The following is a 13,208-nucleotide window of genomic DNA, read 5'->3' as shown; positions in this document are numbered from 1 at the left end:
CCCCATCACGCTTCCGAGGATCGTGCCGTGACCCAGAGACGTTCCTATGCCGTCGGCACCGGCCTGTTCATCGTGCTCGGTTTCGCCGCGCTGGCCTACCTCGCCACGCAGACCACGTCCGTGGCCAACTCGCACAGCGGCTCCACGTACAGCGTGGACACCCGCTTCGCCAACGTCGGCCAGCTGAAGGTCCGCGCGCCGGTGAAGATCGCCGGCGTCCGCGTCGGTTCGGTGCAGGCCATCGACCTCGTCCCGGGCAAGGAGGAGGCGAAGGTCACCCTCGCCATCGACGACGGCCACAAGGACATCCCCGAGGACTCGGTGGCCACGATCTACACCAGCGGCCTGCTGGGCGACCAGTACGTGGGCATCCAGTTCGGCCAGTCGAAGACGCCGGTGAAGGAAGGCGGCGAGATCGGCCTGACCCGTCCGGCGCAGCAGCTCGAGGAAATGATCGGCAAGTTCTTCGGCGGCGGCAGTGCCCCCGACCGCCTGGGCGGCACTTACCACGTCAGCGGCGACTTCACGAACATCGGCGGCCTGCAGCCGGGTGCGGCGGTGAAGATGGCGGGCGTTCCGATCGGCAGCGTCGAGTCCGTCGTGGTCAAGCCCGGCGCGGTTCAGGCCACGGTGACCCTTGCGATCGACAAGCGCTACTCCCAGATTCCGGATGACTCGTCGGCGGCCGTGTTCACAAGCGGTTTGATCGGCAGTCAGTATGTTGCGATCCAGCCCGGCGGGTCCCCGGAGTTCCTGGCGGAAGGCGACAGCTTCGTGCTCACGCAGTCCGCGCTCCAGCTGGAAGACCTGATCGGCAAATTCCTCGTGAATGGATCGCCGAGCGATAACAAGTCCGGCGCCCAGGGCGCTGCCCAACCCGACAACGCCGGCAAGAAGTAAGCCCGGTCAGGAGACACCCGCATGTTGCGCCAGCTTTCACTCGCTATCGCCCTCGCCATGACCACGGTCGCGGCCGCTCCCGTTTTCGCACAGGCCTCGGCTCCGGCCGCCACGCAGGGGCAGCAGCCCCAGCAGGTCGTGCAGCAGATCTCGGACGACCTCGCCAGGGCCATCGAAGGTCATCAGGCCGAACTGAAGAGCGACAAGGAAAAACTGATCGCCGTCATCGACGACACGTTCCTGCCGCACTTCGACATCGACTACGCGTCGATCCTCGTGCTCGGTCAGAACGCCGCGAAGGCGACGCCGCAGCAGCGCGAGCGGTTCGCGAAAGCCTTCTACAACTCGATTACCCATCGTTACGCCGAAGGGCTTCTCAACTACACCCGCGGCCGCGTCAAGGTGCTGCCGTTCACCGGCGACCTCAACAAGAAGCGCACGGTCGTGCGCACGCAGGTCATGCTCGACGACGGCAAGTCGGTGTCGGTCGATTACGCGTTCCGCCAGTCGGCGAGCGGCGACTGGAAGGCGTACGACGTGATCATCGAAGGCATTTCGTACATCACCAATTACCGCAACCAGGTCGATGCCGAGATCAAGAAGGAAGGTCTCGACAAGCTCACGGCCGACCTCGAGCAGAAGGGCTCCGCGGCGATCGACGAGCTGAAGCAGGCCGGCGGCGGCGCGAAGCAGTGACCTCGCCGTTCCAGCTCGCCAGCGCCGGCCCGGACACCCTCGCGGTGTCCGGCGCGCTGACGTTCGCCACGGCTGCCGACGTCCTGTCGGCAGCCCGTGCCGAACTCGATCGCGGCCGTCAGGCACGCCTGGATCTTGCCGGCCTGACGCAGGCGGACAGCGCTGGCCTCGCCACGGTGATCGCGCTGCTGGCGCACAGCCGCACGCAGGGCCGGTCGCTGTCGGTGACGAACCTGCCCGCCGGCATGCACGCGCTCGCGCGCGTGTCGGGTGTCGATTCGTTTCTCTGACTTCATTTGGTGGGAGCCAGCCTGCTGGCGAAGGATGCTTGCCGCGAGCTCCCATCGCCAGCAGGCTGGCTCCCACCAGAGCGACCAGGATGCGGCATAAAAAAATCCCGCCTTTCGGCGGGATTTTTTTTACACCGACGGCGGTGTTTCTTTCTGCTCAGCCATGCGTTTTTCCAGGTAGTGGATGTTCTGTCCACCCTGCTGGAAGCCCACGTCGGCCATGATCCGCTGCTGTAGCGGAATGTTGCACTTCACGCCTTCGATCACCGTCTCGGCGAGTGCCATGCGCATGCGCGCGATGGCCGTGGCACGGTCGGGGCCGTGCACGATGATCTTGCCGATCATCGAGTCGTAGTTCGGCGGAATGCGGTAGCCGTCGTACAGGTGCGTGTCCACGCGCACGCCCGGGCCACCCGGTGCCTCGAAACGCTTCACCGTGCCGGGGCTCGGCATGAAGGTGTCGGGGTCTTCGGCGTTCACGCGGCACTCGATGGCATGGCCCGTCAGCACGATGTCTTCCTGACGGATCGACAGCTTCTGCCCGCAGGCGATCAGCAGCTGTTCGCGCACGAGATCGACGCCCGTCACCAGCTCCGTCACCGGATGCTCCACCTGGATGCGGGTGTTCATCTCGATGAAGTAGAAGCGGCCGTTCTCGAAAAGGAACTCGAACGTGCCCGCGCCGCGGTAGCCGATGCGGATGCAGGCGTCGACGCACACCTTGCCGATCTCGGCGCGCAGTTCGGGCGTGATGCCCGGTGCCGGCGCTTCTTCCACCACCTTTTGGTGGCGACGCTGCATGGAGCAGTCGCGTTCGCCGAGGTGGATGGCGTTGCCCTGGCCGTCGGCGAGCACCTGGATCTCCACGTGACGCGGATTTTCCAGGAACTTCTCCATGTAGACCTGATCGTTGCTGAAAGCCGCCTTGGCTTCCTGCTTCGTCATGACGATGGAATTGGCGAGGTGGGCTTCGGTGCGCACGACGCGCATGCCGCGACCGCCGCCGCCTCCCGCCGCCTTGATGATCACGGGGTAGCCGATCTCGCGGGCGATGCGGATGTTCTCGTCGACGTCGTCGCCGAGCGGACCGCCGGAGCCCGGCACGCAGGGCACGCCGGCCGCCTTCATCGCGCGGATCGCTTCGACCTTGTCACCCATCAGCCGGATGACGTCGGCCGTGGGGCCGATGAAGACGAAGCCGGACTTCTCGACCTGCTCGGCGAAGTTGGCGTTCTCCGAGAGGAAGCCGTATCCCGGATGGATCGCGCCGGCGTCGGTGATTTCCGCCGCGGCGATGATGGCCGGAATGTTGAGGTAGCTGTCGGCCGAGGGACCCGGGCCGATGCATACCGATTCGTCGGCGAGGCCGACGTGCTTCAGGTTGCGATCGACGGTGGAATGCACCGCGACCGTCTTGATGCCGAGCGCGTGGCACGCGCGCAGCACCCGCAGCGCGATTTCGCCGCGGTTGGCAATGACGACCTTCTCGAGCATGCGGCTGGCCTCAGGCGATGACGAACATCGGTTCGTCGAATTCCACCGGCTGGCCGTTTTCGACGAGCACGGCGACGACGGTACCGGCCACGTCGGCCTCGATCTGGTTGAACATCTTCATCGCTTCGATGATGCCCAGCGTCTCGCCGGCCTTCACCTGCTGGCCGACCGCGGCGAACGCCGGAGCGCCCGGGGTCGATGCCGCGTAGAAGGTGCCGACCATCGGCGCCTTGACCACGTGACCCGCCGGAAGGCCGGTCTCCACGACCGGCGCGGCCGGCGCGGCGGCGGGTGCGGCAGCGGCGGGGGCCACGGCGGCAGGTGCGGGAGCGGCGATCATCTGCGGCGCCACGGTGCCCTTCGGCACGCGCGACAGACGGACCACCTCTTCGCCTTCCTTGATTTCCAGCTCGGCGAGGTTCGATTCCTCGAGCAGGTCGATGAGCTTCTTGATCTTGCGCAGGTCCATGGGACAAACCTTCTTGGTGGTGGAGCAGGCGCGCATCGCGCACCCGCGAAGGGGAATCAGGCGGCCGGCACGGCCAGGCGAAGCAGGGCGGCTTCCAGCGCCAGACGGTAGCTGTCGCCGCCAAAGCCGCAGATCACGCCGCTTGCGATGTCGGACACGTACGAGTGATGGCGGAACGGCTCGCGTGCGTGCGGGTTCGACAGGTGGATCTCGATGAAGGGAATCGCCACACCGGCCAGCGCGTCGCGCAGCGCGATCGAGGTATGCGTGAACGCGGCGGGGTTGATCAGGATCCAGGCGGTGCCTTCGTCGCGCGCCTGATGAATCCGGCCGATCAGCTCGTGCTCGGCGTTCGACTGGAACCAGCCGAGGTCGTGGCCCGCGGCCACCGCCCGGGACTGGAGCGAGGTATTGATGTCGGCGAGGGTCTCATGGCCGTAGACCGAGGGCTCGCGAACACCGAGAAGATTGAGGTTGGGTCCGTGCAGGACAAGGATCCTGGCCACTGTTCACCTGTACCGTGGGGTCCGGAGCTCCGGAACGCCGCGAAGTGTGCGCCTAACCCCAAGGCTTGTCCAGTTCGGTGAAGTTCGACGCAGTTCGCTGGAGATCGCGACTTTCCACACGCCACCGTATGGTCGCGCCTCCTTCGGGCTGGCTCCCGCCTCAGGGGTTCGCAGGACCGTCGAACAACGCCTTCCACCCTTCGTGCCCCAGCCTGTCCAGCGTTTCCATGTTCGACTCGAAGATCGCCGCCGCGTCGGGAAAGGCGGCCACCGCCCGGTCGATGCTCGCCTCGCGGAGCAGGTGCAGGGTGGGGAAGGGCGAGCGGTTGGTGTAGTTGGTGATGTCGTCGCTCGCCGTGCCTTCGAACTGAAAGGCCGGGTGGAAGCTGGCGACCTGGATCTCGCCGTCCAGTGCCAGATCGGCGACCGTATCGTCGGCCACTTCGAGGAACTCGTTGAAGTCCAGGAAGTCGCCGAGCACGTAGGGGTGGATCAGCAGCGTGGTATCGGTCGTTTCCGGATCCGTGTCGCGCAGGTGCTCCAGCTCGCGCACGAGGTCCTCGTGCAGCTGCAGCGGCTGGGTGGCCTGGCTCACCACGTAGCGCACCTGCCCCTTGCGCTGCACGGCCTTGGCGAACGGGCAGAGGTTCAGGCCGATCACGGCGCGCTCCAGCCACTCGCGCGTGGCGTCGATCGCGTCGTCGGGCGAGGGTGGGATGGAATCCATGTCGGTCATCGTGCGGGAGCCAGCCATTCGTCGAGTTCGGCCTGGCTGAAACTGCCGAGCTTGCGGCGCAGGATACGCCCGTCTTCCCCGATCAGGACGCTGTACGGCAGCACGCGCCGCATGTTGCCGAACGACAGCGAGCCACCGGGCGCGTCGTTGTCGGCCAGCACCACGGGATAATTCACCGGCCGGTTGGCGAGATACGTGCGCACCGCGTTCGCCGTGTCCTCGGCGACGCCGAGGATGGCGACGTTGCGGTCGCGATAGCGGGCCGCGTTGTCGCTGAGCAGCGGCATCTCGCGCTGGCAGGGCGCGCACCAGGTGGCCCAGAAGTTGATGAGCAGGCGCTTGCCGCGCCAGTCGGAGAGCTGGTGCGGCTTGCCTTCCACGCTGACGAACGTGGCCTCCGGCGGAAGATCGCCGACATCGGCCACCGTGACGCCGGCGGGCGGTGGCGGGTTCATCCGCCGATGTTCCAGGTAAAGGCCCGTCGCCGCCGCCACGAGGGCGAGGGCGACGATCCAGGACGTCGGTCCGCGCATCATGGGCGCGCGGCGGCCTCGAGCGCCTGCGCGACGGTGTCGTACGTCAGCACCGTCGACAGCTTGCGGCCGTCGCCGCCGTTCTTCGGATAGACGACGTAGAGCGGAACGCCGACGGAGTGGTACTGCTCGAGGAACGCGGCGATCGTCGCGTTGACGTCGGTCCAGTCGCCCTTCATGTAGACGGTGCCCGTGCGCTCGAGCAGCGCCTTGAACGCGTCGGTGTCGAGCACGGCCTTTTCGTTGGCCTTGCAGGTGATGCACCAGTCGGCGGTCATGTCGACCAGCACCGGCGTGCCCGCGGCACGCAGTTCCGCGAGCTTCTCGGGCGAGTAGGGCACCGAGCCGTCCCGGGCGGCGGTCGCCGTCGGCGAGGCGGGCGGAAGGCCATGAACGGTCCACAGCGCCGCCGCGGCGCCGATGGCGAGCACACCCGTCAGCACCCAGGCGAGCGGACGCCCGCCGCGGTGGCGGCCGTACCACCACAGCGCCATCGCGAGCAGCACGCCGCCGCCCAGCACCAGCGCCGCCGCATCGGCGCCGCGCTGCTTCGTCAGCACCCATAGCAGCCACACGGCCGTGAGGTACATCGGGAAGGCGAGCGCCTGCTTCAGCGTCTCCATCCAGCGACCCGGCCGCGGCAACAGCCGCGCGATCGCGGGCACGAAGCCGATCAGCAGGAACGGCAGCGCGAGACCGAGGCCCAGTGCGAGGAAGACGAGGAACGCCACGGGCAGCGAGGCGGCGAAGGCGAACGCGATGGCCGAGCCCATGAACGGCGCGGTGCACGGGCTGGCGACGACGACCGCGAGCACGCCCGTGAAGAAATCGCCCGACGGGCCGGAGCGCGAGGCGAGTCCGCTGCCGATGTTGCCGAGCGATCCGCCGATCTCGAACACGCCCGACATGGACAGGCCCACGGCCAGCATCACGTAGACGAGCAGGCCGATCGCCAGCGGCTGCTGGAACTGCGCGCCCCACTGCAGGCCATGCCCCGCGGCGCGCACGCCGACGATGACGAGGCCGAGCGCGGCGAACGCGACGAGCACGCCCGCGGTGTACCAGAGCGCGTGGCGGCGTGCCGCGGCATGGCTCTCGCCGCTTTCCAGCACGGTGATCGCCTTGAGCGACAGCACGGGAAGCACGCAGGGCATGAGGTTGAGGACGAGACCGCCGAGCAGCGCGAGGCCGATGGCGGCGAAGATACCGACCGGTGCGTCGCCGCCCGGGCTCAGGCCCGGCGGTGGCGGCGTCGGCGCCACCTCGGCCGGCGCGGCGGGTGTCGCCGCGTTGCCGCCGATCGACGCGGTGCCCGCGCCGAGGTCGACGGTGACCTGACGCTTCATGACGGGGTAGCAGACGCCGTTTTCGAGGCAGCCCTGATAGGCGACGGCGAGGACGACCGTGCCCGTCTTGCCCGCGCCCGCAAGGGCGACCGGCACCTCGACCTGGTCGTAGTAGACGATGCTGTCGCCGAAGTTGTCGTCGTGGTGGGCGGTACCGCTCGGCCAGTCCGGCTCGCCGACGGAAACACCGGACGGCGACGTCACCGCGATCTGCGTCTTGTCGCGATACAGGTAGTAATTCTTCGGCATCGACCAGCGCAGCAGCAGGCTCGTGTGGTCCTTCACCAGCGCCTCGAAGCGGAACGCCTGCTCCGCCGGCAGGGGCTCGGCGTCCGTGCCGGGCACGGCCGCGGGAGCGCCGAGCAGCGACGCAGCACTGGCCGCCGGCGCGGCGGGCGTGCCGGCCGGGATCGTCGAGGGGCCGCCGATGGCGAGCTTCAGATGCTCGGTGTTCGGCGGATAGCAGATCTTCGGCTCGACCTCGTGGCAGCCCTGATACTGGACGTCCAGCGCGAGCGTCTTCGTCGCGGGGTCGGTCAGGGTGTAGGGCACCGTCGCCAGGATGTCGCCGTGGTAGATCTCGACATCGCCAAGGTACTCGTCGTGCTTCTTGAGGCCGTCCGGCAGCGTCGGCTCGCCGAGTTTCACCGCCGGGTCCGCCGCCTTGATCCGGATGCGGCCGCGGTAGAGGTAATAGTCGGGCGCGATCGTCCAGTGCAGCTTCACCGTGCCGGGCTGGCTGGCGTCGCTGGTCAGGTGGAAGGCCTGCGTGACCGGCAGCAGGTCGTCGTCCTGCGCGAACGCCGGAAGGGTGGCGATCAGGCCGAGGAAAGCGACCAGGTTCCGCGCGAGGCGGGCAAACGACGTCATGGCGACTCCGTGGATCTTGGGCGGCGACGAACCGCGAAGGGCGTCGGACATTATGACCGGGGTACCCCGGATTCGCTTGCACGCACGCTTGCTTCGAGCCAGGCCAGGTAGGGCGCATGGCCGTCGACGAGCGGAAGCGCGACGACCTCGGGCACGTCGTAAGGATGGTGCGCCACCACGAAGGCTTCCACGGCGGCGAAAGCCTCGCGCAGCGTTTTCACCACCAGGAGGTCTTCGGCGTCGGTGACGATCTCGCCCTTCCAGCGGTAGGTGGACCGCATGCCCGGCAGGTGGTTCACGCAGGCGGCGAGCCCGGCTTCGACCAGGGCGCGGGCGAGGGAGGCGGCGGGTTCGCCCGGCGGGCAGGCGACGAGGATGGCGATGGGTTCGGACATGGGTCGCATTGTGGCCGCCCCGACGCCTTTTTTTGAACCCGGCCACTTGAACGGTTCGCCGATGGCGCCATCTGTCCAGCAGACCGGGGGCCTTCCGATCCAGGGAGTCTTCTGGCTAAAATTCTGGCACTCACCCTGGCCAAGTGCTAACAGGGTGGACCAAATTCCTTACCCGTCAAACACATGTTTGGAGAAGTCATGAGCAAACTGCGCCCGCTGCACGACCGCGTCATCGTCAAGCGCCTCGAAGAAGAGCGTGTTTCGGCTGGTGGCATCGTCATCCCCGATAGCGCGACCGAAAAGCCCACCCGCGGCAAGGTCATCGCCGCCGGCACCGGTCTGCTGCTCGCCAGCGGCCAGCTCCGCCCGATGGGCGTGAAGGAAGGCGACGTTGTGCTGTTCGGCAAGTATGCCGGCCAGGAAATCAAGGTCGACGGCGAAGAGCTGGTCTTCCTGAAGGAAGACGACATCGTGGCGATCCTCGAGGGCTGAGCTCCGCTCGCCCCGTCCGCCGCGCTTTCTCCCACCTAATCATTCAAGGATTCAACGATCATGGCAGCAAAAGAAGTCCGCTTCGGCGAAGACGTGCGCGCTCGCATGCTGAAGGGTGTCAACACCCTCGCGAACGCCGTCAAGGTCACCCTGGGCCCGAAGGGCCGCAACGTCGTGCTCGAGAAGAGCTTCGGCGCCCCGACCGTCACCAAGGACGGCGTCTCGGTCGCGAAGGAAATCGAACTCGCCGACAAGTACGAGAACATCGGCGCACAGATCGTGAAGGAAGCCGCCTCGAAGACGTCCGACGTCGCCGGTGACGGCACCACGACCGCAACCGTCCTCGCGCAGGCGTTCATCCAGGAAGGCCTCAAGGCCGTGGCCGCCGGCATCAACCCGATGGACCTCAAGCGCGGTATCGACCAGGCCGTCACCGCCGCCGTCGCCGAGCTGAAGAGCCTGTCGAAGCCGACGGCCGACGACAAGGCCATCGCGCAGGTCGGCACGATCTCCGCCAACTCCGACGCCAACATCGGCGACATCATCGCCACCGCGATGGGCAAGGTCGGCAAGGAAGGCGTGATCACGGTCGAAGAGGGCTCGGGCCTCGAGAACGAGCTCGACGTCGTCGAGGGCATGCAGTTCGATCGCGGCTACCTCTCGCCGTACTTCATCAACAACCAGCAGTCGCAGCAGGTTGAGCTGGACGACCCGTTCATCCTCATCCACGACAAGAAGATCTCGAACGTCCGTGAGCTCCTGCCGGTGCTCGAGGCTGTCGCGAAGGCCGCCAAGCCGCTGCTGATCGTCGCCGAGGAAGTCGAGGGCGAAGCCCTGGCGACGCTCGTCGTCAACACGATCCGTGGCATCGTCAAGGTCGCCGCCGTCAAGGCGCCGGGCTTCGGCGATCGTCGCAAGGCCATCCTCGAAGACATCGCCATCCTCACCAATGGCGTCGTCATCTCCGAGGAAGTCGGCCTGCAGCTCGACAAGGCCACGATCAACGATCTGGGCCGTGCCAAGCGCGTCGTGATCACCAAGGAAAACACCACGATCATCGACGGCGCCGGCGAAGCCGAGCGCATCCAGTCGCGCATCGGCCAGATCAAGGCGCAGATCGAAGAGACCTCGTCGGACTACGACCGCGAGAAGCTGCAGGAGCGTGTCGCCAAGCTTGCCGGTGGCGTTGCCGTCATCAAGGTCGGCGCCGCGACGGAAGTCGAGATGAAGGAAAAGAAGGCCCGCGTCGAAGACGCCCTGCACGCCACGCGTGCGGCCGTCGAAGAAGGCGTGGTCCCGGGCGGCGGCGTCGCCCTGATCCGCGCACTGAAGGCGCTCGAAGGCCTGAAGGGCAAGAACACGGACCAGGACCTCGGCATCGCGATCACGCGTCGCACGCTGGAAGCCCCGCTGCGCGCCATCGTCACCAACGCGGGCGACGAAGCGTCGGTCATCGTGAACAAGGTGAAGGACGGCTCGGGTAACTTCGGTTACAACGCCGCCAACGGCGAGTTCGGCGACATGATCGAGTTCGGCATCCTCGATCCGACCAAGGTCACCCGTTCGGCACTGCAGTTCGCCGCCTCGGTGGCCGGCTCGATCATCACGACCGAAGCGGCCGTGAGCGAGCTGCCGAAGAAGGACGAAGGCCACGGCCATGGCGCCCCGGGCGGCATGGGTGGCATGGGCGGCATGGACTTCTAAGTCCCGCTTTCCCGATGCGTCACGAAAAGCCCCGCGAAAGCGGGGCTTTTTTTTGGGTTGACACGGCGACGTCCATGGCACAGCATCGAGCGACGTCTGGCCATCCAGACGGCTCATCGGACCACCGCCACGAGGCATCCGTGACTTCGAACCCGCAGCACATCGCCAGCACGCCTTCGACGACCACCCTGTGGGTCGCGGCGTGTTGTTGCGGCTGCCGGTCGTAATTCGCTAGCGCCCTTCGCGCGCACCGTCCCGCCATAGCGGGGCCGACACCCTCCATTTCTCCAAGCCTTCGCCCCCGCGGCGAGCTAGCGTCGTTCGCGTGCGTACCGCGAACGGCGTCGTTCATCCATCGCTATACCTCCAAGGATCGCACCCCATGCAACCCCTCCCCGCCCGTCGTCTTCTTTCCGTTCTCGTCGCCGCCGGCCTCGGCACGTCCGCCGCCGCGCAGGAAGCGCCACCCGCGCAGCTCGACACCGTGGTGGTCACCGGCACGCGATCGGTGAATCGCAGCCAGGAAAGCTCGCTCTCGCCGATCGACATCGTGACGGCGAAGGATCTCCAGTCCGTCGGCGACACGCAGCTCGGCGCGGTACTCTCCCGTCTCGTGCCGTCGCTTAACTTTCCGCGTGCGCCGGGTAACGACGGCTCGGGCATCGTGCGACCTGCCGCGCTTCGCGGCCTCTCGCCCGACGAGACGCTCGTGCTGGTGAACGGCAAGCGCTGGCACACGAGTGCGCTCCTGAACCTGCAGGGCGCCCTCGGGCGCGGTTCCGCGCCGGCCGACCTCAACTCGATTCCGATTTCGGCGGTGGACCACATCGAGGTACTGCGCGACGGTGCATCGGCGCAGTACGGCTCCGACGCGATCGCGGGCGTGATCAACATCGTGCTGAAGGGCGCCGCGAAAGCGGGCAGCAACGAAGCCAGCGTCACCGCGGGCCGCTACAGCGCCGGCGACGGCAAGCAATGGCAGGGGGAGGCGAGCCTCGGCGTACCGCTCGGTGGCGACAAGGGGTGGGCGAGATTGAGCGTGGTGCAGGGCCATGCCGATTCGACCAACCGGGGCGGACGCGACTTCCGCGATCCGACGTCGCCGGTCTACGGCCAGCGCACCCAGCGCATCGGCGAGCCGGACATCCGCACGCATCAGGCCCTGCTCAACGTCCAGTACAGCCTGGCGCCGCACGCGGATTTCTATGCGTTCGCCAGCACGAGCAGCCGCGAGGGCACGTCTCCCGCACTGTTCCGCGCCTATAACAGTGCACGCAACGTCCCGTCGATCTATCCGCAAGGATTCCTTCCGCTAAACGACGTGCGTTCGATCGACAGCGCGCTCGTCGCAGGCGTGCGGGGTACGACGGAGAGCGGCTGGCGCTGGGACGTCAGCGGCAACTACGGCCGCGACCACGTCGGCATCGACCCGATCCACACCCTCAACGTCGATCTCGGCGCGACCAGTCCGACGCGATTCAACGCCGGTCGCCTGATCTCGACGCAGAAGGCGTTCGATGTCGACATCGCGAAGGATATCGCCGTCGGCTGGCTGCGGAACCCGGTGACGCTCGCGTTCGGCGTGGAGTATCTGTACCAGCGCTACGGCATCGAAGCAGGCGATCCGGCGTCGTACTTCGGCACGGGGTCGCAGGGATTTCCCGGTTTTCAGCCCGCGGACGCGGGTTATCACGCGCGGCACGACGTGGCGGAGTACATCAGCCTCGAAAACCAGATCACCGACAAGCTGAGCGGCTCGGTCGCCGTGCGCCATGAGGACTACACCGACTTCGGCAACACGACCTCGGGCACGGTGTCGGCGCGCTACGACTTCACCGACACGTTCGCGCTACGCGGTACCGCCGGCACCGGGTTCCGCGCGCCGTCGCTCGCGCAGCAGTTCTATACGACCACATCGACGAACGTGATCGGCGGCGTGCCGACGCAGATCCGCAATTTCGCGGTGAGCGATCCCGTGGCGCGTGCCCTCGGCGCGGAGCCGCTGAAAGCCGAAAAGTCGCACAACTACACGCTCGGCGCGACGTACCTCCCGGGCAACTGGACCTTCTCGCTCGACGTGTACCAGATCACGATCGGTAACCGCATCGTGCCGTCGGAGAACCTCGTCGGCGACGACGTGCGCGCGTATCTGACGAGTCAGGGCTACACGAACATCCAGGGCGGCAGCTATTTCACGAACGCGCTGAAGACCCGTACGCGCGGCGTCGATTTCAGCAGCGGTTACCGGCTCGACCTCGGCGATGCCGGGGTGCTCCAGTTCACCGCCGCGTACAACCGCAACCATACGTCGATCCTGTCGATCGCCCCGAATCCACCGCAACTCGCGCAGAACGGTCTCGAACTCGTGCGCGTCGGCCACATCGCGCAGGGTTACATCACCGACGGCGCACCGCGCGACAAGATCGCCCTCGGTGGCGACTACACGCTGGGGCGATGGGGATTCCATGGCTTCCTCACCCGCTACGGGCAGTTCCGCCAGAACCAGGATCCGGTGAGCAATCCGGGCTACGACCAGACGTTTCCCTCGCGCTGGCTGCTGGATCTGTCGACGAGCTACGCGGTCGACGGCTGGACGTTGACCGCTGGCGTGGACAACCTCACCAACGTTTATCCGCAGAAGTACAAGGCGGGCAGCGACGGTGCGGTGGGCGGCACATGGCCGTACCCGGATTACTCGCCGTTCGGCTACAGCGGTCGTTACCTCTACACCCGCGTGGCGTACCGCTGGTAAGCATCCATGAGTCGCCACCGCGGAT

13 protein-coding genes are annotated in these 13,208 nt (G+C 67.0%); 6 read left to right on the top strand and 7 right to left on the bottom strand.

From position 1 onward, the window contains the following. The first annotated feature begins 27 nt into the window (after positions 1-27). Genes mlaD through BMX32_RS04895 form a run of 3 tightly spaced genes read left to right on the top strand, consistent with a single transcriptional unit; the run spans position 28 to position 1,886 of the window. Positions 28-900, top strand: a complete 873-nt coding sequence (gene mlaD / locus BMX32_RS04905; RefSeq protein WP_029213952.1) for an outer membrane lipid asymmetry maintenance protein MlaD — start codon at positions 28-30, stop codon at positions 898-900. A gap of 21 nt (positions 901-921) precedes the next feature. Then, positions 922-1,596, top strand: a complete 675-nt coding sequence (locus BMX32_RS04900; protein WP_089975168.1) for an MlaC/ttg2D family ABC transporter substrate-binding protein — start codon at positions 922-924, stop codon at positions 1,594-1,596. Next, positions 1,593-1,886, top strand: a complete 294-nt coding sequence (locus BMX32_RS04895) for an STAS domain-containing protein (RefSeq protein WP_029213954.1) — start codon at positions 1,593-1,595, stop codon at positions 1,884-1,886. Before BMX32_RS04900 ends, BMX32_RS04895 begins: the two co-directional genes overlap by 4 nt. A gap of 129 nt (positions 1,887-2,015) precedes the next feature. Here BMX32_RS04895 and accC read toward each other — a convergent pair whose 3' ends face one another. From accC to cutA, 7 genes are all read right to left on the bottom strand, one after another. Next, the gene (gene accC, locus BMX32_RS04890; RefSeq protein ID WP_089975166.1) at positions 2,016-3,380 is read right to left on the bottom strand and encodes an acetyl-CoA carboxylase biotin carboxylase subunit; all 1,365 of its coding nucleotides are present in this window, start codon (positions 3,378-3,380) and stop codon (positions 2,016-2,018) included. 10 nt (positions 3,381-3,390) lie between these two features. Then, complete coding sequence (accB, locus tag BMX32_RS04885; protein ID WP_029213956.1) at positions 3,391-3,849, bottom strand: acetyl-CoA carboxylase biotin carboxyl carrier protein; 459 nt, start codon at positions 3,847-3,849, stop codon at positions 3,391-3,393. A 56-nt stretch (positions 3,850-3,905) separates the two neighbouring features. Next, complete coding sequence (gene aroQ / locus BMX32_RS04880) at positions 3,906-4,355, bottom strand: type II 3-dehydroquinate dehydratase (protein WP_029213957.1); 450 nt, start codon at positions 4,353-4,355, stop codon at positions 3,906-3,908. Positions 4,356-4,515: 160 nt separating this feature from the next. Then, positions 4,516-5,082, bottom strand: a complete 567-nt coding sequence (locus BMX32_RS04875) for a DUF1415 domain-containing protein (protein WP_029213958.1) — start codon at positions 5,080-5,082, stop codon at positions 4,516-4,518. A gap of 5 nt (positions 5,083-5,087) precedes the next feature. Then, positions 5,088-5,627 (bottom strand): TlpA family protein disulfide reductase, encoded by a 540-nt coding sequence (locus BMX32_RS04870; protein WP_049808745.1) that lies wholly within the window; start codon positions 5,625-5,627, stop codon positions 5,088-5,090. Continuing rightward, a complete protein-coding gene (locus BMX32_RS04865) occupies positions 5,624-7,840 on the bottom strand; it encodes a protein-disulfide reductase DsbD family protein (RefSeq protein ID WP_089976953.1) in 2,217 nt (738 codons plus the stop codon). The genes BMX32_RS04870 and BMX32_RS04865 overlap by 4 nt, the downstream gene beginning before the upstream one ends. 50 nt (positions 7,841-7,890) lie before the next feature. After that, complete coding sequence (cutA, locus tag BMX32_RS04860) at positions 7,891-8,235, bottom strand: divalent-cation tolerance protein CutA (protein WP_089975163.1); 345 nt, start codon at positions 8,233-8,235, stop codon at positions 7,891-7,893. A 198-nt stretch (positions 8,236-8,433) separates the two neighbouring features. Between cutA and BMX32_RS04855 the strand changes: the two genes are divergently transcribed. From BMX32_RS04855 to BMX32_RS04845, 3 genes are all read left to right on the top strand, one after another. Beyond that, complete coding sequence (locus BMX32_RS04855) at positions 8,434-8,727, top strand: co-chaperone GroES (RefSeq protein ID WP_029213271.1); 294 nt, start codon at positions 8,434-8,436, stop codon at positions 8,725-8,727. Positions 8,728-8,787: 60 nt separating this feature from the next. Beyond that, positions 8,788-10,431 carry a chaperonin GroEL gene (gene groL / locus BMX32_RS04850; RefSeq protein ID WP_029213270.1) on the top strand — a complete coding sequence of 548 codons (1,644 nt, stop codon included), beginning with the start codon at positions 8,788-8,790 and terminating at the stop codon, positions 10,429-10,431. Positions 10,432-10,813: 382 nt separating this feature from the next. Then, a complete protein-coding gene (locus BMX32_RS04845; RefSeq protein ID WP_089975160.1) occupies positions 10,814-13,183 on the top strand; it encodes a TonB-dependent receptor plug domain-containing protein in 2,370 nt (789 codons plus the stop codon). Positions 13,184-13,208: the final 25 nt, after the last annotated feature.

It is taken from the genome of Luteibacter sp. UNCMF331Sha3.1 (assembly GCF_900109915.1).
Classification (GTDB): domain Bacteria; phylum Pseudomonadota; class Gammaproteobacteria; order Xanthomonadales; family Rhodanobacteraceae; genus Luteibacter.
Note: the sequence above shows the minus strand (reverse complement) of the source record. Positions and strands in the feature narration are given on the sequence as shown.

Bases quoted from the DNA above. Each gene is read 5' to 3' on its own strand.
- BMX32_RS04900 (WP_089975168.1), top strand. From the start codon at position 922: ATGTTGCGCCAGCTTTCACTCGCTATCGCCCTCGCCATGACCACGGTC.
- accC (WP_089975166.1), bottom strand. From the start codon at position 3,380: ATGCTCGAGAAGGTCGTCATTGCCAACCGCGGCGAAATCGCGCTGCGG.
- accB (WP_029213956.1), bottom strand. From the start codon at position 3,849: ATGGACCTGCGCAAGATCAAGAAGCTCATCGACCTGCTCGAGGAATCG.
- BMX32_RS04875 (WP_029213958.1), bottom strand. From the start codon at position 5,082: ATGGATTCCATCCCACCCTCGCCCGACGACGCGATCGACGCCACGCGC.
- BMX32_RS04870 (WP_049808745.1), bottom strand. From the start codon at position 5,627: ATGATGCGCGGACCGACGTCCTGGATCGTCGCCCTCGCCCTCGTGGCG.
- BMX32_RS04865 (WP_089976953.1), bottom strand. From the start codon at position 7,840: ATGACGTCGTTTGCCCGCCTCGCGCGGAACCTGGTCGCTTTCCTCGGC.
- cutA (WP_089975163.1), bottom strand. From the start codon at position 8,235: ATGTCCGAACCCATCGCCATCCTCGTCGCCTGCCCGCCGGGCGAACCC.
- BMX32_RS04855 (WP_029213271.1), top strand. From the start codon at position 8,434: ATGAGCAAACTGCGCCCGCTGCACGACCGCGTCATCGTCAAGCGCCTC.
- groL (WP_029213270.1), top strand. From the start codon at position 8,788: ATGGCAGCAAAAGAAGTCCGCTTCGGCGAAGACGTGCGCGCTCGCATG.
- BMX32_RS04845 (WP_089975160.1), top strand. From the start codon at position 10,814: ATGCAACCCCTCCCCGCCCGTCGTCTTCTTTCCGTTCTCGTCGCCGCC.